Genomic DNA, 23,956 nt, shown 5'->3' with positions numbered 1-23,956 from the left:
CCTTCCAAAGGGTGGACGGTCGGGGGTCAGACGCCGACAATTTCGCGCTCGGCGCGCGCCGCCTGCCGGCCACGGACCGCGCGCAGCAGCGGCACGACGACCACGGTCAGCAGGAAGACGGCGACCAGCACGGCCGACACCGGCCGCTCGACGAAGCCGGTGAGGTCGCCGCCGAAGAGGCGCATTGACCGGCGGAAGGACGACTCCAACAACTCGCCGAGGACGAAGGCGAGCACGAACGGGCCGGGCTCGAAGCCGAGCTTCTTCATCCCGTACCCGACCAGGCCGAGCGCCACGACCAGAAACATGTCGAAGACGTTGTTCCGGATGCTGTACACGCCGATCATGGTGATGAGCACGGTCAGCGGCGCGAGGATCGCCGCGCGGACCTTGAGCAGCCGCACGAACACCCCGATCAGCGGGATGCTGAGCAGTAGCAGCAGGATGTTCCCGACGTACATGGAGTTGACCACGCCCCAGAACACGTCGGGGTGGTCGACGATGAGCTGCGGCCCCGGCGGGATGCCCTGCAGCAGCAGCGCGCCGAAGAGCACGGCCATGGTCGCGTTCGCCGGGATGCCGAGGGTCAGCAACGGAATGAACGACGAGGTCGCGGCGGCGTTGTTGGCGCTCTCCGGGCCCGCCACCCCTTCGATCGCGCCCTTGCCGAACCGGGACGGATCCTTGGCCGAGCGCTTCTCCACGGCGTAGGCGACGAGCGAGGACATCGTGGCGCCGCCGCCGGGCAGCACGCCGAGGACGAAGCCGACCACCGATCCGCGCAGGATGGCCAGCCGGGACCGCAGCCACTCGAGGCGGGTCGGGATGGCCCGCCCGAACGACAGTACGGCGGGCTGCGGCCGGAGCCGGTGCTCCAGGTTGTAGAGGATCTCACCGACGCCGAACAGCCCCATCGCGACGATCACGAAGTCGACCCCGTCCGCCAGCTGGTCGCTGCCGAAGGTGAACCGGGCCGTGCCGACGATCGGGTCCAGCCCGACGGTGGCGAGGATGAGACCCACGCCGGCCGCGGCGACGCTCTTGATCAGGGTGCCGTTGCCCAGGGTGGCGACCAGGAAGATGCCGATCAGGGCGAGGACGGTGTACTCGGCCGGTCCGAACTCCAGGGCGAAACTGGCGACGAAGGGTGCGATGAGGGTCAACAGGATGATCGAGGCGGTGCCGCCAATGAAGGAGCCGATCGCGGCGATGCCCAGGGCTGAGCCGGCTCGGCCCTGCCGGGCCATCTGGTAACCGTCGATGGCGGTGACCACGGACGAGGCTTCCCCGGGCAGCCGCAGCAGGACCGAGGTGATCGTCCCGCCGTACTGGGCGCCGTAGAAGATGCCGGCGAGGAGGATGACCGCCGCGGCGGGTTCGATGCCGTAGGTGATCGGCAGCAGGATGGCGATGGTGGCGGCCGGGCCGAGACCTGGCAGGACGCCCACCAGCATGCCGAGGGTCACGCCGATCAGGCAGTACAGCAGGTTCTGTGGTTCGAACACCACCGCGAACCCGGACAGCACGGGGGCTAGGTCCATGGCGGATCTCCTCTCGGCCCTGAGGGTCGGTGAGCCAGTCGGTCAGATGATGATCAGGTGGGGCAGCGGCACCTTGAGCGCGGTGATGAACAGCGCGTACGCGGCCGCCGTCGACACCACCGAGACGACCGCGGTGGTGCGCCAGCTCTCGTTGCCGAAGAACTTCAGCCAGAGCACCAGCAGGAGCACGGTGGGGATCTCGAAGCCGACGAGCTCGAACAGGAACGCGTACGCCGCCAGGCTGGCGGCGGCGATGACCACCACGACGGCGCCCCGGGTGAACGCCTCGGTGTCCGTCGCCTGACGGGCTCGGAGCAGGATGGCGACGCCCGCGAGCAGCACCAGCACCGCGACGATCATCGGCCACAGACCGGGACCGGGATCGGTCAGCGTGCCGAGGCCGAGGTCCCGGGCCAGCCACATGGTGACCAGGCCGAGCAGGACGGGGATGGCGCCGGCCAGCGCCGCGTGGCCCGGGCCGCCCGAGGGGATCTCCCCCTCGGACGGCCCCGCCGCCGGCGGCGTGCCGTCGACGACGACGGCACGCTCACCGGGTGTCCCGCTGTCTTCTGCCGTCACTTGCCCGAACCGAAGGCGAGCTGGAACTTCGCCGTCAGGTCCGCGTACTGCTTGGCGGAGTCCTTCAGGTGCTGGCGGGCCTCCTCGTCGGAGACCTCCCAGCGCTCCATGTAGTTGTCCTTGAGGAACTTGTCGTACGCCGCGTCCTTGCGGGCCTCGGCGAAGGAGTCGTTGAGCTTCTTGGCGACATCGGCCGGCAGGCCCTTCGGCGCGATGATGAAGCGCCGCTGGTCCACCACGACGTCGTAGCCCTTCTCCTTGGCGGTGGGCACCTCGGGAAGGTACGTGCTCCGCTTCTCGGAGAAGACGGCCAGCGGGCGCAGCTTGCCGCCCTTGATCTGCTCCATGGTCTCGGCGAGGGAGGCGGACAGCGCCTCCACCTGGTTGCCGAGCAGGGCGGTCGTGGCCGGCGCACCACCGTCGAACGGCACGTCCGTGGCCTTCACGTTCGCGGCCTTGAACAGCAGCGCCTGGGACAGCTGGGCGCCGGTGCCGACGCCGGCGGTGGCGTAGCGGATGGTCGGGGCCTTCAGCAGGTCGTCGAGGGTCTTGTACGGCGAGGCCGCGTTGACGACGAGGACGTAGTCCTCCTGGGTCAGCGTCGCCACGATCTCCATGCTGTCGACCTGGATGGCGCTCGGGTCCTTGACGGCGAGCGGCGTGATGGCGAACAGCGACTTGACCGCCAGGCCGACGGTGTAGCCGTCCGCGGCGGAGGCCAGCACCTCCTTGTCGCCGACCGCACCGTTCGCGCCGGCCTTGTTGGTGATGACGACCGACTGGCCGAGCGGCTTCTCCGCGGCCTTGGCGGCGGCGCGGCTGATGAGGTCGCTGCTGCCACCGGGCGCGAACGGGACGGTGAACTGCACGGCGCGGGTCGGGTAATCGCTTCCCGCGGCGTCTTTGCCGCCCTGCACTCCGGAGCAGGCGGCCACCGGCAGAACGGCCAGCGCGGCGAAGCCGGCCAGCAGCCGCCGGCGGGAGGTCGTGCGGGACCAGACGGATGGTTTCATGTCGGCTCCTCGGTGAGCTTCTCAGGGGGTGGTGGGGGTCAGCCCCGGGCAAGGCACGGACGCTTGGGGTGGAAGGTCCAGCCCGGGATCAGGTATTGCATGGCCACCGCGTCGTCTCGGGCGCCGAGGCCGTGCTTCAGGTACAGCTCGTGCGCCGCCTCGACCCGGTCGAGGTCGAGTTCGACGCCGAGGCCGGGCGCGGTGGGGACCTCGATGGCGCCGTCGGCGATGGTCAGCGGGTTCTTCGTGAGCCGCTGGCCGTCCTGCCAGATCCAGTGGGTGTCGATGGCGGTGATGTCCCCCGGCGCGGCGGCGGCGACGTGGGTGAACATCGCCAACGACACGTCGAAGTGGTTGTTGGAGTGGGAACCCCAGGTCAGCCCCCACGCCTCGCAGAGCTGGGCGACCCGCACCGATCCGTTCATGGTCCAGAAGTGGGGGTCGGCCAGGGGGATGTCGACCGCCTGGGCGCGTATCGCGTGGCCCAGCTCGCGCCAGTCGGTGGCCACCATGTTGGTGGCGGTGCGCAGGCCGGTGGCGCGGCGGAACTCCGCCATCACCTCGCGCGCCGAGAAGACACCTTCGGCGCCGCACGGGTCCTCGGCGTAGGCGAGCACGTCACCGAGGCCGCGGCACAGGTCGACGGCCTCGCTGAGCAGCCAGCCGCCGTTTGGGTCGAGGGTGATCCGGGCGTCCGGGAAGCGGGCGGCCAGCGCCGTGACCGCCTCGACCTCCACGGGGCCGGGCAGGACGCCGCCCTTGAGCTTGAAGTCCCGGAAGCCGTAGCGGGCCCGGGCCGCCTCGGCCAGGGCGACGATCGCGTCCGGGGTCAGCGCCTCCTCGTGTCGCAGCCGCAGCCAGTCGTCGGCAGCCTCCGGCTCGCCCCGGTACGCCAGGTCGGTGCGGTTGCGGTCGCCGATGAAGAACAGGTAGCCCAGGGTCGGCACGCTCGTGCGCTGTTGGCCGTCGCCGAGCAGGGCGGCCACCGGGACGTCCAGGTACTGCCCGAGCAGGTCCAGCAGCGCCGCCTCCAGCGCGGTGACCACGTGGATGGTGGTACGCAGGTCGAACGTCTGCACGCCGCGCCCGGTGGCGTCGCGGTCGGCGAAGCGGCGCCGGACGGCGTCCAGGACGGCGTGGTGGTGTGCGATCGGGCGGCCGACGACGAGGTCGCGGGCGTCCTGCAGGGTCTGGGTGATGGCCGGCCCGCCGGGCACCTCGCCGACGCCGAGGCGGCCCGTCGTGTCGGTGAGGATCACGATGTTGCGGGTGAAGAACGGGCCGTGTGCGCCGCTGAGGTTCAGCAGCATGGAGTCGTGACCGGCGACCGGCACGACGCGCATCTCGGTCACGACCGGTGAGCCGCTGCGCGGCGACGGGGTGCTGGTTGTCATGGTTCACACCTCCTGGTGGTTGCTCGTCCGGCGGGGGCCATCGGTCAGCGCCGTCCGAGTCGTCCGTCGACTCGCCGCCACAGGTCGAGCGGGTTGTCGTCGGCGAGGGCGGCCGGCAGCAGCTCGGCGGGGATGTTCTGGTAGCTGACCGGCCGGAGGAACCGGTCGATCGCCAGAGTGCCGACCGATGTGGTGCGGGAGTCGGACGTGGCCGGGAAGGGGCCGCCGTGCACCACGGCGTGGCCCACCTCGACTCCGGTCGGCCAACCGTTGAACAGCACCCGGCCGGCCTTGAGCTCGAGCCGGGGCAGCAGCCGCCGCGCCTCGTCGTAATCACCGGGGGCGGCGTGCACGGAAACGGTCAACTGCCCGTCCAGCCGCTCGACGACCTCGCGCAGCTGCTCGCTGCCGGTGAGCCGCACCACCACCGTCACCGCGCCGAAAATCTCCTCATGCAGTGCCGGGTCGGCCAGGAAGGTGGCGGCGTCGGTAACGAAGATCCCGGCCCGCCCGGCGGAGGCGATCGCGGCGTCCTCGGTGCCCCGGGCCAGGGCGGTCACACCCTCGGTCGCGGCCAGCCGGTCCACACCGGCGGTGAAGGCGGCGCAGATGCCCGCGGTGAGCATGGGTGCCGCCGGGGAGGTGCGGACGGCGTCGGCGGCCGCCGTGACGAACTCGTCGAAACCGGCGCCGTCGGGCAGGAAGACCAGCCCCGGACTCGTGCACAGCTGGCCGACGCCGGTGGTGACCGACGCGATCAGCGCCGCGCCCAGCTCGGCGCCCTGCTCGGCGAGGGCGCCGGGCAGCACGATCACCGGGTTGACGCTGGACATCTCCGCGTAGACGGGAATCGGCTCGGGACGGGCGGCGGCCGCCGCGACGAGCGCGGACCCGGCCGTCCGGGACCCGGTGAAGCCCACCGCCTTGATCCGGGGATGGCGGACCAGTGCGGCGCCCAGTCCGGGACCGTCGCCGAACAGGAGCGAGAAGGTGCCCTCGGGCAGGCCGTGCCGGCGTACCGCGGCCTGGATCGCCCGTCCGACCAGCTCGGAGGTGCCGGGGTGGGCCTCGTGCGCCTTGACCACGACGGGGGCGCCGGCGGCCAGCGCCGATGCCGTGTCGCCGCCGGCCACCGAGAACGCCAGCGGGAAGTTGCTCGCACCGAAGACCGCCACCGGCCCCAGCGGGATGCGGCGCTGGCGGAGGTCCGGGCGCGGCAGCGGGGTGCGCTCGGGCTGGGCCGGGTCGATCCGCACGCCGAGCCAGCTGCCCTCGCGGACGACCGAGGCGAACAGGCGGAGCTGGTTGCAGGTGCGGGCGCGTTCGCCCAGCACCCTGGCCGCCGGAATGCCCGTTTCGGCCTGCACCCGCTCGATCAGGGCGTCGCCGAGGGCTTCGATGTTGGCGGCGATGGTCTCCAGGAAGGCGGCCCGGGTCGGCAGGTCGGTGTGGCGATAGCCGTCGAACGCGGCCCAGGCGAGTTCCGCGGCGCGGTCCACCTCGTACGGGCCGCCAAGCCCGTACGACGGTTCGAGCTGGTTGCCGGTGCGTGGGTCCACCGCCCGTACCTCGCCTGCGCCGCCGTGTAGGGAGCTGCCGCCGATCAGCATGGCGCCGGTCAGGGCGGCGTCGACCCGGGTGGCATCGGTGCTGGGCATGAGTCAGCTCACCTTCCCGACGAGGCTGGTGAGCGTGGCCAGCTCGTCGGCGGTGAGGTCGGTCAGCGGCGGGCGGACCGGGCCCGCCGGGCGGCCGACGGCCCGCATGCCGGCCTTGACGATGGACACCGCGTAGCCGGCCTTGCGGTTCCTGATCTCCAGGTAGGGCAGTACGAACTCGTTGAGCCGGGTGTAGACGCCGGAACGGTCCTGCGCCCGCACGGCGGTGTAGAAGTCCAGGGCGAACTCGGGGGCGAAGTTGAAGATCGCCGAGGAGTACGTGGTGACCCCGAGTTCGAGGTAGGGCAGGGCGAACGTCTCCGCAGTGGGCAGGCCGCCGATGTAGAGCAGGCGGTCGCCCACCCTCGCGTACAGGCGGGTCATCAGCTCGATGTCGCCGACCCCGTCCTTGAAGCCAATCAGGTTCGGGCAGTCGCGGACGAGCTTCTCGACGGTCGGCACGCGGAACGCGCCGTTGGCGCGGTGGTAGACAATCACACCGAGCGAGGTGGCCGCGCAGACCGCCCGGACGTGGGCGGCGAGGCCGTCCTGGCTCGCCTCGGTCAGGTACGGCGGGAACAGCAGGATCCCATCGGCGCCGGCCCGCTCGGCGTCGCGGGCCATCTCGACGGCCTGCGCTGTGCCGTAGCCCGCCGGTCCGAGGATCGGCATGGCACCGTCGCTGGCCTCGACCGCCGCACGGACCACCCGGCCGACCTCCTCGGAGGTCAGAGAGAAGAACTCGCCGGTGCCGCCGGCGGCGAACAGACCCGCCGCCGGATACGAGGAGAGCCAGGCCAGATTCTCGCGGTACGCCGCCTCGTCGAACTGCAGCTCGTCAGTGAAGTGGGTCACCGGGAAGGACAGCAACCCGCTCCCCAACGCGCGCTGAAGCTCCGTGGGGGTGTAACGCGCCATTACGCTCAACTCCTGTTTCGAGTAGGTGAGCGCGAGGTTAACCACCTCTGCTTATACCCGTCCAACACACGTTGGGCATAACCTGATACCTTTTCGGCATCTCCCCTGGAGGTGCGATGTTCACGCTTGATCAACTGCGGGGTTTCGTGGCTGTCGCGGAGGAGGGTCACGTCGGCCGGGCGGCGTTGCGGCTCCAGATGACGCAGCCCCCGCTCAGCCGTCAGATACAGCGACTGGAGCGCAGCATCAACCTGGTGCTTTTCGAGCGCACCTCCACCGGCGTCGCACTCACGCCCGCCGGCCGGGTGTTCCTCGACGAGGCCCGGCGGCTGCTCGCCCTCGCCGCCACCGCCCCACTGACCGCGCGACGGGTCGCCGACGGGACGGCCGGATCCATCCGGATCGGCTTCACTGCGGTGTCGGCCCTGACAGTGCTGGGGCGCTGGATCGCCGCGGCGGCCGAGCACCTGCCCGGCGTCGACCTGGTGCTCACCGAGATGGTGACCCGGGCGCAACTCGACGCGATCCTGGCCGACGAGATAGAGATCGGGCTGGTCCGCGAGGTGCCCCGGTCCGACCTGCTGGCGTCCCGCCTGGTGCACACCGAGTCGCTGGTGCTCGCCGCACCCAGTAACCACCCGCTGACCCGCCTCGGCCGTCCACCAGAACTGGCCGACATCGCCGAGCACGACGTGGTGACCTACTCACCGTCGGAGGCCTGGTACTTCTACGAACTAGTGGTCGCGGCCTTCCACCAGGCGGGGGTCGCCCCCCGGTACGTCCAGCACATCAGCCAGGTGCACACCCTGTTGTCCGTGGTCAACGCCAATCTCGGCGTGGCCCTGGTGCCCCGGTCGGCATCGGTGCTGCGCCTGGAGAACCTCGCATTCCTCGACGTCAGGGACATGGACGAGGGCACTGTGAAGCTGCACTGTGTGTGGCGCGCCGCCCACCAGAACCCTGCACTGACCGCACTCCTAGCCAAGGTGACGACGTAGTCAGCTGGCTGGCCGCGGGACCAGGCCGCCGCGGAGAGCTCGGGCGCACGACGGGCTAGGCACCAGATGGCAGGTTGAGCAGGAATCCGAGGCGCATCAACCAGGAGGCCGCGAACACCCTGCGCGGCGTTGGCCGCGACGCCGCGCACGTCATGGCCACACTCGCCCCGCAGGCAAGCCGCCGTCCTCGCCTCGAACGGCAGGGACGCCGGCGGGCGGCCGCTCTACGGCGGCCCGACATCGCAGGTCGGAATTGACGGGATGGCTGCGCGAGAGGACAAGGCGCCGCGCGATGCGGCGGTGGTCTACCGCTGCGCCGCGGCTGCCGGCTCGATCGACAGCAGGCCGGCGAGCTGGCGCAGGATCTGCGGCCGGGCCCGGTAGTAGACCCAGGTGCCCCGCCGCTCGGCGTCCACCAGGCCTGCCTCGCGCAGCGTCTTGAGGTGGTGCGAGATCGTCGGCCCGGTCAGGTCGAACGCCGGCGTCAGGTCGCACACGCACGCCTCGCCGTCCTCGGCGGAAGCGATCATCGACATCAGCTGCAGCCGTACCGGGTCGCCGAGGGCCTTGAACGCGGGCGCGAGCGCAGCGGCCGTCTCGGCCGGGACCCGGCGCTGCGCCAGTGGGGGGCAGCACGGCGTGTCGGCGCTGAGGTCGACGAGGGGGAGGGGCGCCTGCTGCTTTGACATGCCTCTAGGTTGACATCTCTCTAATCAGCGTGCAAGTCTCTGGTTAGACGGACGTCAAGACAGGGCGTCCCGGGGAAATGAGGCTCCCCATGTTCGGCTTTCCGCGCCGCGGACCCAAGTCGCTGTCCGGTGTCCGGTTCTGCGAGTCCTGCGCCCAGGTGTCCACCGCCGCCCAGCGGGCCGAGCGCCGCTACGACCGCACCCGCACCACCGTCTACCCGCTGATCAGCCCCCGCTGAGGAGAGGACTCGACATGTCGGAGAACAGCCCCACGTCGGCGGCTTCGCCGGCGACCCCGCCGCCGCCCTGCAGGTCACCGGCTCCGGCGCCTGCTGCGGCAGTCCTGCCCAGGGCGTCGGCGCGATCCTCCCGCCGGCCGGTGAAACCGCGAGCAGCGACCCCTGCTGCGGCACCGGGCAGGCCGCACAGCAGGCCGACGTGCTGCGGGACCCAGGCCAAGACCGAGGCGATCGTCACCGGACAGGGATGCAGCTCATGACCACCCGCACCGACCTCGCAGGCCTGCTCGATCAGGTCAGCGCCGACCGGATGACCGCCACCATCGCCGCCCTCGCCTCCGACCCCCTGGCAGGTCGACGCGTCGGCTCGCCCGGCGGCGCGGCGGCCCGCGCCTGGCTCGTCGACCAGTTCACCGCCCTTGACGGTGAGGTGCGCACCGAGGACTTTCCGGTCCGCGCGGTGCCGCAGGTGTACGAGGCGCCGGCGGTCACCTGGGGCGACCGGAACGGCTCGCAGCAGCTGGTGTTCGGCCGGCAGGTCGCGATCCACCCCGCCTCCGCCGACGCCGCCGACACCACCCGCGGCCCGCTCGGACTCGCCGGCACGGACGACCCGGCCGGGCGATGGCTCGTCGTGCCGGCCGAGATGAGCCTGTTCGACGCCTACCGCGACACCCACGGCGCGGCCGGACTGTTGATCCGTCGTCCGGTTGACGCCGAGGGCTGGCAGTTCACCATGCTCGCCGGGCCGGATCCCGGGCCGCTGCCGGTGCTGACCCTCGACCCGGACACCCACCACGTCGTCCTCGTCGCCGCGGCCGCGGGCGACGGCTGGCTGGACGGGGCCACGCCGCTTCGCCGCGACGACGTCACCGGCACGAACATCCACGCCCGACTCCGACAGCCCGCCGCCGGGGCCGTCGACGTGCTGTTGACCGCCCACTACGACGGCGTCGGCGACCACCCGGGGCTGCGCCTGCCCGCAGCCTCGGACAACGCCGCCGGTGTCGCCGTGGTCCTCGAAGCCGCCCGCATCCTCGCCGCCGGACTCCCCGCAGGTGTGGGGTTGTCCGTTGCGCTGCTCGACGGCGAGGAGGTCGGGGCGCTCGGCTCCGCTCACCACGCCATCCAACTCCGCGCCGAGGGTGCCGCACCGCTGGTCATTAACGTCGACGGCGACGGCCGCCTGGACGGGGCGGCAACGGTCGAGGCCGGCGGCCCCGCGCACCGCCTTTTGGCGCTTCTCGACCAGGCCGGCCGGCACACCGCCGTCCTCCTGGCGGCGGGCCCGGTGGCGTCGGACAACCGCCGCTACGGGGGAGCGGGCCTCGCCGCGGTCGGCATCGGGGCCGGGATGGGCGGCTACCACAGTCCCGCCGACACCCCCGACAAGGTCGACCCCGCGGCCCTGGCCGCGATCGCCCGCCCTCGTCGTCGCCACCGCCCACCTCGCCGGGACGGCACCTGCTAGGCTTCCATCGTCAATCGGCGATAGACGATAGAAGGAGTGGTGGTGGGCGACCTCCTTGACCGGGACACCGCGCAGACCTACGCCTCGTGGTTCCGGGCGCTCGCGGACCCGACCCGCGTGCAGATCGTCGAGTACCTGGCCCGGCACGCCCGGCCGATGAGCGTGGGGGAGATCGTCGCCGCAGTCGGCCTCGCCCAGTCCACCGTCTCCCAACACTTGAAGATCCTCACCGAGGTGCGGTTCGTACTCGTCGAGCCGGTCGGCACCGCCCGCCACTACCGCATCAACGACGCCTGCGTGGGCTGCTTCCCGTCGGCCGCCGACGTCGTCATGGGCCGCCCGGCCCCCAACCCGATCGGAGCCTGCTGATGGCCGACATCACCGTCCGCCCGATGACCTCGGACGAAGCCGATCGTGTCCTTGCCATCTACCAGGCCGGCCTCGACGGCGGCGACGCCAGCTTCGAGACCACCGCACCGACCTGGACGGCATTCGACGAGATCAAGCTGCCTGACCACCGCCTCGTGGCCGTCGATGCGGACGACATCGTGATCGGATGGGTGGCGGTGTCGCCGACGTCGAGCCGGGACGTCTATGCCGGCGTGGTCGAGCACTCGGTCTACGTCGACCCCGCCGCCCAGGGCCGAGGAGTGGCCCGACTGCTGCTGGACGCCCTCATCGCCTCCACCGAGGCCGCCGGCATCTGGACCATCCAGTCCGGCGTCTTCCCGGAGAACACCGCCAGTCTCGCATTGCACCAGCGGGCCGGGTTCCGCGTCATCGGTACCCGGGAACGGGTCGGCCGGCACCACGGCCGGTGGCGCGACGTCGTCCTGCTCGAGCGCCGCAGCCCCGTGATCTGAGCCCCTTCGGCTCCGCCTGCCCCAACACAACTGCACCTTCTTGATTCGACATTTCTCTACCCAGAGGAGTTTTCCGATGAGCGTCCTGGACGAGCTGCCCGTCGTGGTGATCGGCGCGGGCCCGGTGGGTCTGGCCGCCGCCGCCCACCTGCACGACCGTGGCCTGCCCTTCCTTGTCCTGGAGGCCGGTGACACCGCCGCCGCGGCGGTGCGGCAGTGGGGGCACGTGCGGGTCTTCTCCCCGTGGCGGTACAACGTCGACCCGGCCGCCCGCCGGCTGCTCGACGACGCCGGCTGGGTCGCCCCGGCCGACGACGCCCTGCCCACCGGCGCGGAGCTGGTCGCCGACTATCTCCAGCCCCTCGCGGAGCTGCCGCAGCTCAAGCCGCACCTTCGGTACGGCGCACGGGTGGAGGCGATCAGCCGCCTCGGCCTGGACCGGCTTCGCAGCGCCGGTCGTGAGCAGGCACCCTTCCTGGTCCGCCTCGCCGACGGTGACGAGCTGCTCGCCCGGGCGGTCATCGACGCGTCCGGCACCTGGGGCACCCCCAACGTCCTCGGCGCATCCGGCCTGCCCGCCCGCGGCGAGAAGAACATGGCCGCGTTCCTCGAGCACGCACTGCCAGACGTGCTCGGCGCGGACCGGGACCGCTTCGCCGGCCGGCACACCCTCGTCGTCGGCGCCGGCCACTCCGCCGCCAACACCCTGCTCTCCCTGGCCGAGCTGGCCGCCACCGAGCCGGGCACCGAGGTGACCTGGGCGATCCGCTCGGCCAGCCCGGCCCGCACCTACGGCGGCGGAGACGCCGACGCGCTGCCCGCCCGCGGCGCGCTCGGCTCCCGGCTGCACGAGCACGTCGACGCCGGCCGCATCCGGCTGCTCACCGGCTTCTCCGTCCACGCGCTCACCCCGACCGACGGCCGGGTCGCCGTGGTCGTCCGGCACGCCGACGGCAGCGACGAGCAGATTGTGGTCGACCGGATCGTCGCCGCCACCGGCTTCCGCCCGGACCACTCCATCGCCGCCGAGCTGCGTCTGGACCTCGACCCGATCATGGGCGTCACCCGGGCCCTCGCCCCGCTGATCGACCCGAACGAACACTCCTGCGGCACCGTGCCCCCGCACGGCGCCGCCGAACTCGCCCACCCCGAGGCCGGCTACTACGCCGTCGGCACGAAGAGCTACGGCCGCGCGCCGACCTTCCTCATGGCCACCGGCTACGAGCAGGTCCGCTCCGTCGTCGCCGCACTCGCGGGCGACTGGAACGCCGCCCGTGACGTCCAGCTCGACCTGCCCGAAACCGGGGTCTGCAACAGCAACCCTGCCGACTCCACCGGCACCGACAGCTGCTGCGGCCCCGCCCCGGCAGCCCAGCCGGCCGGCAAGGGTCTGGCCACCGGCATCTCCGGCGGCCTGCTGTCCGCCCCGCTGAACCTCATCAGCCTCGACACCCCGATCAGCGGCCAGACCGGCGGCTGCTGCGCCGGCTGATGACCACCACCGTGGTGCCCGCCGACACGACGGTCGGCGGGCGCCACGGGTGGCGCATCGTCGCCGCCCTCGCCATCACCTCCACCATCGGCTACGGCACCCTCTACTACGCCTACGCGGTCCTGCTCGGCCCGATGGCCGCCAGCCTCGACGCGTCCACCACAACGGTCACCGGAGCGCTGACCGCCAGCGTCCTCGCCGGCGCGCTGATGGCCATCCCGGTCGGCAGGTGGCTCGACCGGCGCGGCGGACGAGCCCTCATGACCGCCGGCTCGATCACCGCCACCGCACTCCTGATCGCCTGGTCCCAGGTCCAGACCATCGGGCAGCTCTACGCCGTCATGATCGGCATCGGCATCACCGGCGCGATGGTCCTCTACGAACCCGCATTCGCCATCATCATCTCCTGGTTCACCCCCGCCCGACGCCCCGCCGCACTGCTCGCGGTCACCGTGGTCGCCGGGTTCGCCAGCACCATCTTCATGCCCCTCACCGGCATGCTGGTCGCGCACCTCGGCTGGCGCGACGCGCTACTCACCCTTGCCGCCATCCACGGCACGGTGACCATCCCCCTGCACGCCTTCACCATCCGCACACCGCCGCACTTCACATCAGCCACCCCTGCGGCGCGATCTGACCACACCCTGCAGCGAACCGCGGCCGGCGCCGCGATGCGCGATCCCGGGTTCTGGATCCTCGCCGCCGCCCTCATCGCGCACGGCGCCGCCACCAGCACCATCGGCGTCCACCTCGTCGGCTACCTCACCAGCCGCAACCACCCGGCGACCTTCGCCGCCACCGTCGCCGGCCTGCTCGGCGTCCTGTCCGTCACCGGACGACTCGTCCTCACCGGCGCCCGTCGCCGCCTCCCGGTCACCACCATCGTGGCCACCGTCTTCGCCATCCAGGCGGTCGCTGTCCTCGCCATGCCCTTCACCGCAGGCAGCCGGGTGGGCGCCGTCATCACCGTCACCGGATTCGGACTCGGCTTCGGCATCGCCAGCCTCGCCACCCCAGCTCTCCTCGCCGACCGCTACGGCACCACCGCCTACGCCACCATCGCCGGACGACTCACCGCCCCCGTGACCACCGCCAAAGCCGCCACGCCCCTGCTTGCGGCCACGCTCTTACCGCACGGCGGCTACCACCTACTGCTTACCGCCGTCACCACCGCATGCCTTCTGGCCGCCATCGGTATGCGCTCCGTGGGGCAGAGCAGGACCGACCGGGGCGAGCACGACAAGCCCGGCTGACCGCGCCAGGAGCCCGCGGATCAATGCCGGCGCTGCTGGTAGCCCAGCTACCGTGTCGGCCCGGCCTGGCATGGTAGAGGCATGTGCAGGAACATACGCGTGCTCCACAACTTCGAACCGCCCGCGACCGACGACGAGATCGAAGCCGCCGCCCTCCAGTACGTGCGCAAGGTCAGCGGCGCGACACGGCCGTCAGCGGCCAACGAGGAGGCGTTCAGCGAGGCAGTCCGCGCTATCACGGCGGCCACCCGGACCCTCGTAGACAGCCTCGTGACGAAGGCGCCTCCTCGCGACCGCGAGGTGGAGGCCGCCAAGGCCAAGGCGCGCACGGCCGAAAGGTACGGGCTTCGACCGGCCGCCTCGGGCTGACGGGCTCCGATCTCACGGGCCACGCTTTGGTCGAGCCTTCCTGCTCGGTGGACTCGTTCGGCGGTTCCGAAGGAGTCAACAATGCGCTGGCCAGCCGGCGATGTTCTCAACTGCCGAGAACATTGGCACCGGACATCGCTCCCGAGCCGGCAGCTGACCGGCTCGGCTATAAGCACGACTCGGCACTCTTCTCGGCGACCCCCAACCGGCCCCGAATCCTTCACCGGCTGACCGGGCGGCGTCCGCTATGCCCTGAGGGCTCGCCTCGCCGGGAGCTCTTCGACGGCCGCGCGCAGTCAAAGCCAGCCAGGGCGGTGATTGGGTACAGCGGCCTCACCTACGGTGCAGGGAGCTGTCGGTGTATGGCGATGTCCTCCACACGGTGCAGTGTCTCCGAGTTACGCGGGCGCAGCATCAGCGACAGCACGATCTCCGAGACGAAGCGGGCGACCCCTGCGGCCGCCCTCCAGCCCATCCGCACGCGGGTGACGGTGGCCGAGACCGGCTCCAATGTCAGGCGGACACGAGCGATCCCGAGCGGCCCGGCGTGCGCGTCGAGTTCCAGTAGTCGGTCCGGCTCCATCTCGCGTACCACTGTCTGGTCTTCAATCTGCAGCGGCCATGGGCCCACCCGGTGATGGACTCGGGTACCCACTGCGGGCCAGCCGTCGTCGACTGCACGTATGTGGGCGGCGCCGACGACCCAGCTTGCGTAGCTCCACCCATCCGCAAGCACAGCGAAGATCCGCTCGGGCGGGGTGCGGATGGTTCGGCAGACCTCGATCATCACGTCTCCTCGCCTGCGGCCGCGCCGCAGGCCTTCCCTGTCTGGGCGGAGGCGAACGAGGGCCGGTTGGGACTCCCGCTCCGCCAGGCGATCCACGGCGGTCCGGCGCGGCTCCGCCCGCACGATTCGGCGCGCGACACGCGTCACGGCCTCGTTCGGGATGACCCGCCACCCGGCGGGGCCTACGCCCTGGCCCACGCCACCGCACGATCTTCGGTTGTCCTCACAAGTCATCGATGATCAACGGTGGCCGTCCTCATGCTCGTGCCACGCGCAACACCGAAACCAGGTGGCGTTGAGGTGCTGGGGTTGCCGATCGTCAGCCAGGCGAGTGCCAGTCGTATCCACGGCGCTGTGACATATTGCCCACACCCAGGGGCCAGCGAATCCGACAGCCGATACCTACAGTCGGGCCATGAGCACCGACAAAGGCGTGCGGGTCTGGCTCCGCCGGCATGGAGCCGAGCAGATCGCGCATCCCGGGGGCAACCTGTGCGCCCACCTATGTCGAGTCAGCGAACGACTCGCAGTGCTCGGCTGCAGCAGTGAAGTGCAAGCCGCAGGCCTTACCCACGCCGTCATCGAGCACGATCCTGCGGTGGCGGACCGGCACGGTACCTACCTCCGGGAACTGTTCGCCTCTTGGGCCCCACTGGCCTCTGAGCAGGTCATCCGCGATGCGCAGCGGGTCTTGCAGCCGTGACACTCGAACCATCGGCAGGGCCACGTTCGATAGCACGCACCCCCGGTCGCGTACGGGTGCGAGCCGTCTACCCCGGCAGCTTTGATCCCTTCACTCCAGGGCATTTGAATGTGGTGAAGCGGGCACGCGACCTCTTCGACGAAGTGGTCGTGCTCGTCGCGGTCAACAGCAGCAAGCATCCGGGCACCGACGAAGAGGAGCGAGCGGCCGCCGTTCGGGCCGTTCTGCCGGTCGAATGGACCTCCGTCACCGTTACGGCGTGGAGCGGGTTGACCTCCACCTACTGCCGTCGCCATGAAGTAGGAGTGATCGTCCGCGGTGTGCGTAACACCACGGACCTTCGGACCGAGTACCAACTCGCCGCGATGAACCAGTCGCTGGGTGTCCCCACGGTATTTCTGCCTGCCCAGCCCGAACTGGCTGCGGTGTCTTCGACTGCGGTGCGCGCGCTGGGGAAGAGGCCTTCGTCCACGCAGCCGTAGGCTGCCCAAGCCGGCTGGCTTCCCGGCGACGCTGCCACGGCAACGCTCGGCTGTGGCCCACGTCGAAGAACTCCTCAACTCCCGTTGCGGGATCGTCAATCGGTCCGGGTGCGGAGGCTCCACGTCAGGGTGGGGATCATCACCGTCGCAGGGACGAGGTGTAGCCCGAGGAGGGCGGTGATGGTGGCGGTGTCTGCCCCGCAGAGAAGGGGCGGGACCAACGAGATCGCGGTGAGCGACACTGCCGTCCACACGAATCGCTGGGCGGGGCGAGCGCTCCAACGGAGAAGAGCGACGGCAATGACGATGCCCACGACCGAGAAGAAGCCGGTCACCACGGCGAACCCGGACAACGGGATCGTCTCGCCACCATCGGGGACCTCGAAATCGACGCCAACGACCTGGGCAAGCGCAGCGGCGAAGGTGGTGGCCACCATCGCTGCGAGCGTGGCAATGAAGCCGGTGACGGCAAGCCCGCGGAGTCGGTGGGCATGGCTGGACTGGCCCGATGCCGGGCCCGAGACGACCCCGCTGTCGTTCACGCTGTTCATGTCGTTCCTCCATCATTCGGTAACTGGCGTACGGGATGTGTTGACCGGCATGTGACGGCCCTGGCCCTCTGCGGGGAACCCGGCGTCGCGTCCGAGGACCGCCCCGGACTGGCCGTCGCGCAGCTCCAACTGCACCCGCCCGCGGGTGACCACGCCGAACGCATCACGCCACTCCGCCGCGACCACCGCCGAACGCTCGCCAGCGCGCAGCGCGAGCGTCCGCACCGGGACTACTCCGTGCCGTCCGCCGGCAGGCGCTCCGGCAGCCCGAGCCGCGGGAACTGGTCGTCGTGGAAGATGACGATCTCGGTGATCGCCCCGCCGGTGACGCGCAGGACGTCGATCGTCAGCGGCAAGAATGCGCGCTCTCCCTCCCGCCACAGGTAGAAGGCCACGGCGGGCTGCCGGTTCACGAAGGTGGGGACGGCGCGCAGGCCCTCCAAGTCCTCGAAGCCGCTCTCGGCCCAGTCGTTCACCACCGCGTCGCGGCCGACGTACAAGCCCGGCGTGGGCGGCATCGAGCAGCGGACGTCGTCCCGCAGCAGTGCGGCGACCCCATCGATGTCGGTGGCGAGGCTGGCGTCAGTGAAGCGGCGCACCAGCTCGCGCGTCCCGGCGTCCTCCTTCCCGCCCGTCCAGTCTTGCCGCTCGGCGGGCAGGTGCTCCCGCATGCCGGCGCGGGCGCGCTGCAGCGCGCTGTTCACGGAGTTCACGGAGTCGCCGAGGAGCTCTGCGACGTCCTTCGCCCGCCAGCCGAGCACGTCCCGCAGGATCAGCACGGCCCGCGGGCGCGCCGCGAGGTGCTGAACTGCGACGAGGTACGCCAGCTCGATCGTCTCCCGCGCGATGGCGACGGTCTCCGGCTCGTCCGCGTCGCCCGCGGGCAGCTCGTCGAGCAGCCGGTCCGGGTAGGGCTGCAGCCACAGCACCTCACCGCCGGTAGCAGGCTCCGGGCGGCACTTGGCGAGCAGGTCCAGGCAGGCGTTGGTGGCGATCCGGTACAGCCAGGCCCGGAACGTCGACCGCCCCTCGAAGGTCTCCCGCCGCCGCCAGGCACGGAGGAACGTCTCCTGCACGGTGTCCTCGGCGTCCTCGAACGACCCGAGCATCCGGTAGCAGTGCACGTGCAGCTCCCGCCGATGCCGCTCCGCCAGCCCCGAGAACGCAAGCTCGTCGGCCTCGCCCAGCCCGCTCACGCCCAGCCCGCTCTCGCGCAGCTCCTCCAGCCGCGTGTACGCACTCATCACGTCACCCTTCCGCCTCGTCGTGTCCCGTCTTACGTGTGACGGGTGCGGGCGCGACAACTCATCACTCCGGTCGGTCGGCATGGCTGATCCAGTGACCGATCCGGTGCGGGAGCGCGACGCGCGGTGCGGCCCGTGATCGACGATTCGATCGGTCAGCGTTGACCGATCGGCCAACCAGTCATGCAACCGCTGGCTCGTATGGTCACGTCCATGATCGGCAATGTTCTCGCTGCCACGGTGCGCCACCGCTACGTCGTCTTGATGCTTGGTCTGCTGATCGCGAGCGTGAACAGTGTTGCCGTCGGGTTCGCGCCCTCCTTGGGAGAGGTCCTGTTCTTCCCGCTTGTCTTCCTTGCCTTGGCGGTCCTGGCTCTGGCGATCGTGAGCATGGGGTTCCGTCCGGCCTACTTCGTGGTGCTGCCGCAGACGCCGGCCTTCGCCACGCCGGCGCCGGCATGGAAGGTGTTCTTTGCCCTGGGCTTCCTCGGGCCTGCCTCGGCCAGCATCGGCGCATTGGTGCGCTCGACCAGGGCGGACATTGTGTCGACGTTCGACTTGGTTCTTGGTATCCCCTGGCTCGTGCTGGTCGCGCTGCTGCTTGTCGAGGCTTGGCGGGGCCACGAGGTGCAACTACGTCCTCACGGCATACGGCAGAGCTGGGTCCTCGGCTCGCTCACTGTGCCGTGGGAGGCCCTACCGGCCGCTCGGATGCCCCCGGGTGTCGACCGCCCCTCGCGGCTTCGGATGGCCTTCGCGAAGCCTCAGCTTGTGCAACGGCGTGGCGTGCCGTGGAGCCGGAACGCACTGCGCACGGACAACGTCGACGCCGGGTTCCTCGCCGCTGCGATCCTGCACTACGTCCGTCACCCCGAACACCGGGCCACCATCGGCAGCCAGGCGGAGTACCAACGGCTTCTCGCCGAGTTGCCCGACCGGGACGGCGGCTACGGCCTGTTTCATAACTCGGTGGAGTTGTGAGACAGCGCCCTTCTCGGGCGTCCGCGCCTGGCCCCGGGTGGGGTGGGTGCGGTTCCTGCGTCGTCGGGGCTGGTTTCGCCCGCGCGTGTGCGCGGGCCAGAGCCTTCCCCTCGGCCGGCGTTGGTGACCGGGCCCCCTGCGGGGAGGTCCCGGACCTGGGCGTGGTGCTGCTCGGCCCAGACAGCGAGGTTGACTGCGGCGTTGTGGTCCCGATCGGCCTGATACCCGCACACCTGGCAGGTGTACGTGCGCTGGTGCAGAGGCATCGCGGGGGCCACGGTCCGGCATGCGGAGCAGGTCTTCGTCGACGGGTACCAGCGGTCGACCAGGGCCAGTTGGCCGGCGCGCCACTGCTGCTTGTAGGCCAGTTGGCGGGCCAGTTCGCCCCATGCCGCGTCGGCGACCGCCGACGCCAGGCGCCGGTTGCCGAGCATGCCGGTGATGGTGAGGGTCTCGATGGCGAGCCGGTCGTGGGTATTGACCAGCTGGTTGGAGACCTGGTGCAGGAAACGGCGCCGGATCGCGGCCACCCGGGCGTGGTGGCGGCCTAGCCGGGCCGCGGCCTTGGCACGGTTGTTGGAGCCGCGCTGTTTGCGGGTGACCTTCCGGGACAGGCGGCGCCGGCGCGCCAGCGCGGCCCGGGCGGGCCGTGGCCAGCCGTCGACCCGCAGGACCTGCGTGCCGTCGGCGAGCGCTGCGGCGACGAACGTCGACAGGCCCCGGTCGACACCCACCCACCCTGCGGCGCTGGTGTTCGGCTCGTGGCGGCGGGCATCGTGCAGGTCGGCGGCTTCGCAGGTCAGTGACACCGCCCACCGGCCGGCCCGGTGGCTGACCGTCGCGGACACCACCTTCGCCCGCCCCTTGGCCAGCATGCGCCGCAGCCGGCGGGTGTCCTGCCGTACCGCCAGGGTGCCGATGCCAGGCAGGGTCACGGTCCGCGGCGCGTGCTCACCGACCCGGATACCCGCCCGGCCTGCGGCAGAGGTCCTGCTGCGGATGCGAAACGACAGCGGTGCGCGTTTCTTCGACTTGAACCTCGGAAAACCGACCCGCCGACCCCGCCGGTGGCCGGTGCCCGATGCCGTGTACGCGGACAAGCCGCGGCCGAGACCGACCGCGGCTTCTTCAAAGACCTGCTGACACACCTCGCCCCGCCATGCCAGACCAGTCACCTGCACCGTGACGGTCCCGTCACCGGCGGCGACCATCACCCGGCCCGCGTCACCCGACCGTTTCCACCCGTTGAACGCGTTGATCAGGTCGAAGCCCGACCACGGCACCTCGCCGACCGTCCCACCGCGCTTGCCGTCCAAAGCGTCCTTGACCAGCCGCAGGCACTGGTTGTAGCCGAACCGGGCCGCACCCGCATGCCGACCCAGCACAATCTCCTGCTCGCCGGTCGGATTCAGACAAAACCGGAACGTGGTGAAACGGGCCACGGCAGCACACCATGCCACACACCACCGACAAAACCGGCGAGTGGGTGTGGGCGGACAGGGCAACTGCAACTGCAACCTGGAGTACTTTTATGTCGGTCCGAACCCCACAGATCCTGCTCAGGTCTTCTCCGGTCCGGCCCTCGACCTCCAGCCCAGCGACGGATCCTTCGCGCCGCCCTGGGATGAACTGCTAATCCGAAAATGACCGTGCCGAGACGGGCGGCAGCATCCCGGCGTAGCGCAGCGGAGCCGGGATGAGGGGTTGTTGGTGTGGTTATGCGGCGGGTTGGAGGGTGACCTGGTAGCCGAGGGCGTTCAGGCCGCGGATGTGGTTGCGGATGGCGCGTTGGGTGCCGGCGCGGTTGTCGTAGTGTCCGGGGCCCAGGTCGCTGAAGGTGGATTGTTCGTCGGAGAGCAGGTGCCAGACGATGGTCAGGATGGATCGGCCGACCGCGACGACGGCTTTTTTCTTGCCGCGGCGGCGGGCGAGCCTGCGATATCGCTCGCCGAGGAAGGTGTCGGTGCGTGATGCGCCGACGGCGGCTTCGCCCAGGACGCGGGCGAGGTAGTGGTTGCCGTGCCCGGTGGAGCCGTTGCCCTTGTTCTTGCCGGCGGATTCCTTCACTCCTGGGGCGAATTTGGCCCAGGAGGCCAGGTGCGCGGCGGTGGGGAACCGGGTCATGTCCAGGCCGATCTCGGCGATGATGGCGTGGGCGGCGGTGGCGCCGACACCGGGGACCTCATCCAGCCGGGCCACCGCTGCCGTGAAAGGGGCAACCAGCTCCTCGATACGGGCCTCGACCGCCGTGATGTCGGCGTTGAGCGTGTCGATGTGGGCGAGCATGCGGGCCAGCAGGAACGCGTGGTGGTCGCTAAAGCGCCCGACAAAAGCCTCGTGCAGGTCATGCAGCTTGGTGCGCATGCGGGTGCGGGCCAACTGCGCCAGGGTGTGCGGGTCGCGTTGCCCGGCGACGAGGGCGTCGAGCATCGCCCGGCCGGAGACGCCGAAGATGTCGCTGGCGACCACGGACAGTTTGATCTGGGCGTCTTCGAGGAGCTTTTCCACCCGGTTCTTCTCCCGTCCGCGCTCACCGATGAGGTCGACGCGGTAGCGGGTCAGGTCCCGAAGCTGGCGGATCGCGGCGGGTGGAACGAAACTCGGGCGGATCATGCCGCGTTCGGCTACCTTGCACAGCCAGACCGCGTCGAGCTTGTCGGTCTTCGGCCGGCCCGGCAGATGCTTGACGTCGCGGGCGTTGACCAGCCACACCTCGAACCCGGCTGCTTCCAGCAGGTAGTACGGCGGCTTCCAATAGTCCGACGTTGCCTCCATCACGACCCGGGTCACGCCGAGGTCGGCCAGCCAGTCACCCAGCCCAGTCAGCGACCGGGTCATCGTGGAGACGGTGCGTATCTCCTGCACTCGTCGTGTTGATCCAGTCGGGCTGGGCAGCCGCACGCAGCACACCACCTCGGCCTTGCCGATATCCAACGCCGCAACCCGCTCCACGACCTGCGCATCGTCTGGTGCCTCCTGCATCTGCGACCTCCCTTGCCATAGCACGGTTGACCGGGGTCGGTCGCTCGCAGGAGTCGCAGGGACGGGGAACGAAGCTAATCCGCGTGCTCGAAGCAACAGTGAAGGGCCCAACAGCGCGACTCCCAGCGCCCGACTAGACGCAACGCCGTTCAGTTAGGCCGGTGGCTGGTGTGTCAAGGTTCGTTGGTGATGACGTCGATGTTGGTGGTGGCCTTGTAGGTGCGGCGGTCGATGTTCGGTCCGCGGGCCTGGTATTTGGAGTTCGAGCGTTTGATCATTCGGGTTTTGGTGCGGATGCGGCGCTCGGGTAGCAGGTTGGCCAGGACGCGTTCGCCGATGGCGCCGACCAGGTCGATGACGGTGTCGGCGATGACGCCGGCGGCCAGGGTGATCTGGTCGCGGGCGGCGTTGAGGGCGGTGGTGAAGCTGGCCCGGTCCGGGTCGAGGCCGGGCCGGCTGTCGGTGGCGTCGGTCATCGCGGTGCGTAGCACCTGGTAGGTGATGAGCAGGGCGTGGATTTCCTGGTCGATGCCGTCGGGGGTGCGGGCTCGCAGGACTCGTCCGCCGAGGATGCTGGATTTGAGTTCGAGGTAGGCGGTCTCGATCTCCCAGCGCTGGTGGTAGAGCCGGGCGAGGTCGCCTGCCGGGTGGCGGCGGGCGTCGAGCAGGGTGGTGATCAGCCGGTAGTCGCCGGTCTGGCTGCCGCCGGTGGTGGTGATGCTGATCCGGGCATCAACGACTCGGACCCGCAGGCCGCTGACGGCTGAGAGCCAGGATCCGTCCGGATAGCGGCCGAGCACAGGTAGTTTACGGCTGCTCTTGCAGCGGATCAGCAGGTCGGCCCCGGTCGCGGCGATCCTGGTGATCAGGTCGGCGCTGGCGTAGTTGCGGTCGCCCAGCAACAGCATCCCGGAGCGCAGACTGCGGGCCAGATGGTGAGCCTGGGCGATCTCGCCGGTGCTGAGCGGGTCGAACACCGCGTCGAGCACCGAACGGGTGCCGCAGGCCAGCAGCGCGCTCAGCCGCAGCGTGGGATAGCCGGAACCGCCGTTGTTGCCCCGCTGCTTGGCGTAGCGGCGCAGGTTGGCCGGCGAATCCGCGACGGTGAGTACGGTGCCGTCGATGACGACCGGCATCAGGCCCCGCCACCACACGGTGGCAGCGCTGGTAGCCGCTGGGCCGCGCAGCAGTTCGAACAAGGCCCGCATGGGCGCCGGACCCAGCCGCTGCCGGGCCTGGCGCAGGGCGCTGCCCGACGGGTCGGGCACCGGCAGCGGATGCAGACCAGCGACGAGTTTCGACCACACCTGCCGGTAGCCGAGATCGGCGAACAGGCAGCCCGCGATCAGCAGATAGACCACAACCCGGGCAGGCAGCAGCCGGATCCGCCGCTGCGTACGCCGGGTCGCAGTCAGAACCTCATCGATCATCTCGAACGGCAACAGCCGGGTCAGCTCACCGAGGTGACCCGCCGCGAACGGCCCCGTCGCTACCCTGACCGTCCGGGTTATGGCAATCTGATCCACCAAGCGGAGTTCCTGGTTCTGGGTTGTCTTGGAGTGACAAACCTTGATACCGGAACTCCGCTCCTTACTTCCTGATCAACACACCCCTTGACCGACCTCGCCAACGCCTAACTGAACGGCGTTGCGACTAGACGACGGCCTCAAGGACCAAGGAGTAACGACGTCGACGAGCGACCGGACCCCCATTTTCAGCCCGGAACGGGCCGCCCACCAGGGGCGACAG

The 23,956-nt window shown here is 70.5% G+C and carries 26 protein-coding genes; 11 read left to right on the top strand and 15 right to left on the bottom strand.

The features are described 5' to 3' along the window. Nucleotides 1-26 precede the first annotated feature (26 nt). Genes AC0OLQ_RS23635 through kdgD form a run of 6 tightly spaced genes read right to left on the bottom strand, consistent with a single transcriptional unit; the run spans nucleotide 27 to nucleotide 7,103 of the window. Nucleotides 27-1,541 carry a tripartite tricarboxylate transporter permease gene (locus AC0OLQ_RS23635; RefSeq protein WP_484528089.1) on the bottom strand — a complete coding sequence of 505 codons (1,515 nt, stop codon included), beginning with the start codon at nucleotides 1,539-1,541 and terminating at the stop codon, nucleotides 27-29. A 42-nt stretch (nucleotides 1,542-1,583) separates the two neighbouring features. Beyond that, complete coding sequence (locus tag AC0OLQ_RS23630) at nucleotides 1,584-2,120, bottom strand: tripartite tricarboxylate transporter TctB family protein (RefSeq protein ID WP_484528088.1); 537 nt, start codon at nucleotides 2,118-2,120, stop codon at nucleotides 1,584-1,586. Beyond that, nucleotides 2,117-3,133 carry a tripartite tricarboxylate transporter substrate binding protein gene (locus AC0OLQ_RS23625; RefSeq protein ID WP_484528087.1) on the bottom strand — a complete coding sequence of 339 codons (1,017 nt, stop codon included), beginning with the start codon at nucleotides 3,131-3,133 and terminating at the stop codon, nucleotides 2,117-2,119. The genes AC0OLQ_RS23630 and AC0OLQ_RS23625 overlap by 4 nt, the downstream gene beginning before the upstream one ends. Nucleotides 3,134-3,171: 38 nt before the next feature. Further along, nucleotides 3,172-4,527 (bottom strand): glucarate dehydratase, encoded by a 1,356-nt coding sequence (gudD, locus tag AC0OLQ_RS23620; RefSeq protein ID WP_484528086.1) that lies wholly within the window; start codon nucleotides 4,525-4,527, stop codon nucleotides 3,172-3,174. A 44-nt stretch (nucleotides 4,528-4,571) separates the two neighbouring features. Further along, complete coding sequence (locus AC0OLQ_RS23615; protein ID WP_484528085.1) at nucleotides 4,572-6,185, bottom strand: aldehyde dehydrogenase (NADP(+)); 1,614 nt, start codon at nucleotides 6,183-6,185, stop codon at nucleotides 4,572-4,574. 3 nt (nucleotides 6,186-6,188) lie between these two features. Then, on the bottom strand, nucleotides 6,189-7,103 hold the full coding sequence (kdgD, locus tag AC0OLQ_RS23610) for a 5-dehydro-4-deoxyglucarate dehydratase (protein ID WP_484528084.1): 915 nt from the start codon (nucleotides 7,101-7,103) through the stop codon (nucleotides 6,189-6,191). Nucleotides 7,104-7,219: 116 nt separating this feature from the next. On the opposite strand from kdgD, the gene AC0OLQ_RS23605 reads away from it, so the two are divergent. Beyond that, nucleotides 7,220-8,101, top strand: coding sequence for a LysR family transcriptional regulator (locus AC0OLQ_RS23605; RefSeq protein ID WP_484528083.1), 882 nt, complete (start codon nucleotides 7,220-7,222; stop codon nucleotides 8,099-8,101). A gap of 305 nt (nucleotides 8,102-8,406) precedes the next feature. Here the strand turns inward: AC0OLQ_RS23605 and AC0OLQ_RS23600 are convergent, their stop codons facing one another. Then, nucleotides 8,407-8,790, bottom strand: a complete 384-nt coding sequence (locus AC0OLQ_RS23600) for an ArsR/SmtB family transcription factor (RefSeq protein ID WP_484528082.1) — start codon at nucleotides 8,788-8,790, stop codon at nucleotides 8,407-8,409. An 89-nt stretch (nucleotides 8,791-8,879) separates the two neighbouring features. Between AC0OLQ_RS23600 and AC0OLQ_RS23595 the strand changes: the two genes are divergently transcribed. Further along, nucleotides 8,880-9,029, top strand: a complete 150-nt coding sequence (locus AC0OLQ_RS23595) for a hypothetical protein (RefSeq protein ID WP_484528081.1) — start codon at nucleotides 8,880-8,882, stop codon at nucleotides 9,027-9,029. Here AC0OLQ_RS23595 and AC0OLQ_RS23590 read toward each other — a convergent pair. Next, nucleotides 9,016-9,267: a hypothetical protein gene (locus AC0OLQ_RS23590; protein ID WP_484528080.1), complete on the bottom strand. Its 252-nt coding sequence runs from the start codon at nucleotides 9,265-9,267 to the stop codon at nucleotides 9,016-9,018. The genes AC0OLQ_RS23595 and AC0OLQ_RS23590 overlap by 14 nt on opposite strands. A gap of 18 nt (nucleotides 9,268-9,285) precedes the next feature. Between AC0OLQ_RS23590 and AC0OLQ_RS23585 the strand changes: the two genes are divergently transcribed. The 6 genes from AC0OLQ_RS23585 (at nucleotide 9,286) to AC0OLQ_RS23560 (ending at nucleotide 14,477) form a co-directional block, all read left to right on the top strand. Further along, complete coding sequence (locus AC0OLQ_RS23585; RefSeq protein ID WP_484528079.1) at nucleotides 9,286-10,500, top strand: M28 family metallopeptidase; 1,215 nt, start codon at nucleotides 9,286-9,288, stop codon at nucleotides 10,498-10,500. A 42-nt stretch (nucleotides 10,501-10,542) separates the two neighbouring features. After that, nucleotides 10,543-10,869 (top strand): ArsR/SmtB family transcription factor, encoded by a 327-nt coding sequence (locus tag AC0OLQ_RS23580; protein ID WP_484528078.1) that lies wholly within the window; start codon nucleotides 10,543-10,545, stop codon nucleotides 10,867-10,869. Continuing rightward, nucleotides 10,869-11,363, top strand: coding sequence for a GNAT family N-acetyltransferase (locus AC0OLQ_RS23575; protein ID WP_484528077.1), 495 nt, complete (start codon nucleotides 10,869-10,871; stop codon nucleotides 11,361-11,363). Before AC0OLQ_RS23580 ends, AC0OLQ_RS23575 begins: the two co-directional genes overlap by 1 nt. Nucleotides 11,364-11,439: 76 nt before the next feature. After that, nucleotides 11,440-12,855, top strand: a complete 1,416-nt coding sequence (locus AC0OLQ_RS23570; RefSeq protein ID WP_484528076.1) for an FAD-dependent oxidoreductase — start codon at nucleotides 11,440-11,442, stop codon at nucleotides 12,853-12,855. Then, nucleotides 12,855-14,108 (top strand): MFS transporter, encoded by a 1,254-nt coding sequence (locus AC0OLQ_RS23565; RefSeq protein WP_484528075.1) that lies wholly within the window; start codon nucleotides 12,855-12,857, stop codon nucleotides 14,106-14,108. The genes AC0OLQ_RS23570 and AC0OLQ_RS23565 overlap by 1 nt, the downstream gene beginning before the upstream one ends. 81 nt (nucleotides 14,109-14,189) lie before the next feature. Further along, a complete protein-coding gene (locus AC0OLQ_RS23560) occupies nucleotides 14,190-14,477 on the top strand; it encodes a DUF2277 domain-containing protein (protein ID WP_484528074.1) in 288 nt (95 codons plus the stop codon). Nucleotides 14,478-14,814: 337 nt separating this feature from the next. Here AC0OLQ_RS23560 and AC0OLQ_RS23555 read toward each other — a convergent pair whose 3' ends face one another. Further along, nucleotides 14,815-15,264, bottom strand: a complete 450-nt coding sequence (locus AC0OLQ_RS23555; protein ID WP_484528073.1) for an SRPBCC family protein — start codon at nucleotides 15,262-15,264, stop codon at nucleotides 14,815-14,817. 415 nt (nucleotides 15,265-15,679) lie between these two features. Between AC0OLQ_RS23555 and AC0OLQ_RS23550 the strand changes: the two genes are divergently transcribed. Then, nucleotides 15,680-15,967 (top strand): DUF6817 domain-containing protein, encoded by a 288-nt coding sequence (locus AC0OLQ_RS23550; protein WP_484528072.1) that lies wholly within the window; start codon nucleotides 15,680-15,682, stop codon nucleotides 15,965-15,967. Between the two features lie 56 nt (nucleotides 15,968-16,023). Then, the gene (coaD, locus tag AC0OLQ_RS23545; protein ID WP_484528071.1) at nucleotides 16,024-16,449 is read left to right on the top strand and encodes a pantetheine-phosphate adenylyltransferase; all 426 of its coding nucleotides are present in this window, start codon (nucleotides 16,024-16,026) and stop codon (nucleotides 16,447-16,449) included. A 95-nt stretch (nucleotides 16,450-16,544) separates the two neighbouring features. Here the strand turns inward: coaD and AC0OLQ_RS23540 are convergent, their stop codons facing one another. From AC0OLQ_RS23540 to AC0OLQ_RS23530, 3 genes are read right to left on the bottom strand one after another with little or no spacing between them, the layout of a single operon-like run. Next, nucleotides 16,545-17,000, bottom strand: a complete 456-nt coding sequence (locus AC0OLQ_RS23540; protein ID WP_484528070.1) for a DUF6069 family protein — start codon at nucleotides 16,998-17,000, stop codon at nucleotides 16,545-16,547. Between the two features lie 12 nt (nucleotides 17,001-17,012). After that, nucleotides 17,013-17,225 carry a hypothetical protein gene (locus tag AC0OLQ_RS23535; protein ID WP_484528069.1) on the bottom strand — a complete coding sequence of 71 codons (213 nt, stop codon included), beginning with the start codon at nucleotides 17,223-17,225 and terminating at the stop codon, nucleotides 17,013-17,015. A 5-nt stretch (nucleotides 17,226-17,230) separates the two neighbouring features. Beyond that, on the bottom strand, nucleotides 17,231-18,244 hold the full coding sequence (locus AC0OLQ_RS23530) for an RNA polymerase subunit sigma-70 (protein ID WP_484528068.1): 1,014 nt from the start codon (nucleotides 18,242-18,244) through the stop codon (nucleotides 17,231-17,233). A 213-nt stretch (nucleotides 18,245-18,457) separates the two neighbouring features. Here AC0OLQ_RS23530 and AC0OLQ_RS23525 point away from each other — a divergent pair, with 213 nt between their 5' ends. Further along, complete coding sequence (locus tag AC0OLQ_RS23525; protein WP_484528067.1) at nucleotides 18,458-19,225, top strand: hypothetical protein; 768 nt, start codon at nucleotides 18,458-18,460, stop codon at nucleotides 19,223-19,225. On the opposite strand, the gene AC0OLQ_RS23520 is transcribed toward AC0OLQ_RS23525, so the two are convergent. The 3 genes from AC0OLQ_RS23520 to AC0OLQ_RS23510 all read right to left on the bottom strand — a co-directional run bounded on the left by AC0OLQ_RS23520 (nucleotide 19,204) and on the right by AC0OLQ_RS23510 (nucleotide 23,637). Beyond that, nucleotides 19,204-20,667, bottom strand: coding sequence for an RNA-guided endonuclease InsQ/TnpB family protein (locus tag AC0OLQ_RS23520; protein ID WP_484528066.1), 1,464 nt, complete (start codon nucleotides 20,665-20,667; stop codon nucleotides 19,204-19,206). The genes AC0OLQ_RS23525 and AC0OLQ_RS23520 overlap by 22 nt on opposite strands. Nucleotides 20,668-20,941: 274 nt before the next feature. Continuing rightward, on the bottom strand, nucleotides 20,942-22,207 hold the full coding sequence (locus AC0OLQ_RS23515; RefSeq protein WP_484527114.1) for an IS110 family RNA-guided transposase: 1,266 nt from the start codon (nucleotides 22,205-22,207) through the stop codon (nucleotides 20,942-20,944). Nucleotides 22,208-22,380: 173 nt separating this feature from the next. After that, a complete protein-coding gene (locus tag AC0OLQ_RS23510) occupies nucleotides 22,381-23,637 on the bottom strand; it encodes an IS4 family transposase (RefSeq protein ID WP_484527201.1) in 1,257 nt (418 codons plus the stop codon). Nucleotides 23,638-23,956 lie beyond the last annotated feature (319 nt).

The sequence above is a fragment of the Micromonospora sp. Utrum1 genome (assembly GCF_057197805.1).
The sequence above is the reverse complement of the archived record's forward strand: the minus strand, read 5'-3'. Positions and strand labels throughout refer to the sequence as shown.

What these genes read in the sequence shown, in the direction of transcription:
- AC0OLQ_RS23510 (WP_484527201.1), bottom strand. Translation starts at nt 23,637, where the DNA reads ATGATCGATGAGGTTCTGACTGCGACCCGGCGTACGCAGCGGCGGATC.
- AC0OLQ_RS23560 (WP_484528074.1), top strand. Translation starts at nt 14,190, where the DNA reads ATGTGCAGGAACATACGCGTGCTCCACAACTTCGAACCGCCCGCGACC.
- AC0OLQ_RS23585 (WP_484528079.1), top strand. Translation starts at nt 9,286, where the DNA reads ATGACCACCCGCACCGACCTCGCAGGCCTGCTCGATCAGGTCAGCGCC.
- AC0OLQ_RS23595 (WP_484528081.1), top strand. Translation starts at nt 8,880, where the DNA reads ATGTTCGGCTTTCCGCGCCGCGGACCCAAGTCGCTGTCCGGTGTCCGG.
- AC0OLQ_RS23550 (WP_484528072.1), top strand. Translation starts at nt 15,680, where the DNA reads ATGAGCACCGACAAAGGCGTGCGGGTCTGGCTCCGCCGGCATGGAGCC.
- AC0OLQ_RS23575 (WP_484528077.1), top strand. Translation starts at nt 10,869, where the DNA reads ATGGCCGACATCACCGTCCGCCCGATGACCTCGGACGAAGCCGATCGT.
- AC0OLQ_RS23570 (WP_484528076.1), top strand. Translation starts at nt 11,440, where the DNA reads ATGAGCGTCCTGGACGAGCTGCCCGTCGTGGTGATCGGCGCGGGCCCG.
- AC0OLQ_RS23605 (WP_484528083.1), top strand. Translation starts at nt 7,220, where the DNA reads ATGTTCACGCTTGATCAACTGCGGGGTTTCGTGGCTGTCGCGGAGGAG.
- AC0OLQ_RS23565 (WP_484528075.1), top strand. Translation starts at nt 12,855, where the DNA reads ATGACCACCACCGTGGTGCCCGCCGACACGACGGTCGGCGGGCGCCAC.
- AC0OLQ_RS23615 (WP_484528085.1), bottom strand. Translation starts at nt 6,185, where the DNA reads ATGCCCAGCACCGATGCCACCCGGGTCGACGCCGCCCTGACCGGCGCC.
- AC0OLQ_RS23515 (WP_484527114.1), bottom strand. Translation starts at nt 22,207, where the DNA reads ATGCAGGAGGCACCAGACGATGCGCAGGTCGTGGAGCGGGTTGCGGCG.
- kdgD (WP_484528084.1), bottom strand. Translation starts at nt 7,103, where the DNA reads ATGGCGCGTTACACCCCCACGGAGCTTCAGCGCGCGTTGGGGAGCGGG.
- AC0OLQ_RS23635 (WP_484528089.1), bottom strand. Translation starts at nt 1,541, where the DNA reads ATGGACCTAGCCCCCGTGCTGTCCGGGTTCGCGGTGGTGTTCGAACCA.
- AC0OLQ_RS23525 (WP_484528067.1), top strand. Translation starts at nt 18,458, where the DNA reads ATGATCGGCAATGTTCTCGCTGCCACGGTGCGCCACCGCTACGTCGTC.
- AC0OLQ_RS23625 (WP_484528087.1), bottom strand. Translation starts at nt 3,133, where the DNA reads ATGAAACCATCCGTCTGGTCCCGCACGACCTCCCGCCGGCGGCTGCTG.
- gudD (WP_484528086.1), bottom strand. Translation starts at nt 4,527, where the DNA reads ATGACAACCAGCACCCCGTCGCCGCGCAGCGGCTCACCGGTCGTGACC.
- AC0OLQ_RS23555 (WP_484528073.1), bottom strand. Translation starts at nt 15,264, where the DNA reads ATGATCGAGGTCTGCCGAACCATCCGCACCCCGCCCGAGCGGATCTTC.
- AC0OLQ_RS23530 (WP_484528068.1), bottom strand. Translation starts at nt 18,244, where the DNA reads ATGAGTGCGTACACGCGGCTGGAGGAGCTGCGCGAGAGCGGGCTGGGC.
- AC0OLQ_RS23540 (WP_484528070.1), bottom strand. Translation starts at nt 17,000, where the DNA reads ATGAACAGCGTGAACGACAGCGGGGTCGTCTCGGGCCCGGCATCGGGC.
- AC0OLQ_RS23600 (WP_484528082.1), bottom strand. Translation starts at nt 8,790, where the DNA reads ATGTCAAAGCAGCAGGCGCCCCTCCCCCTCGTCGACCTCAGCGCCGAC.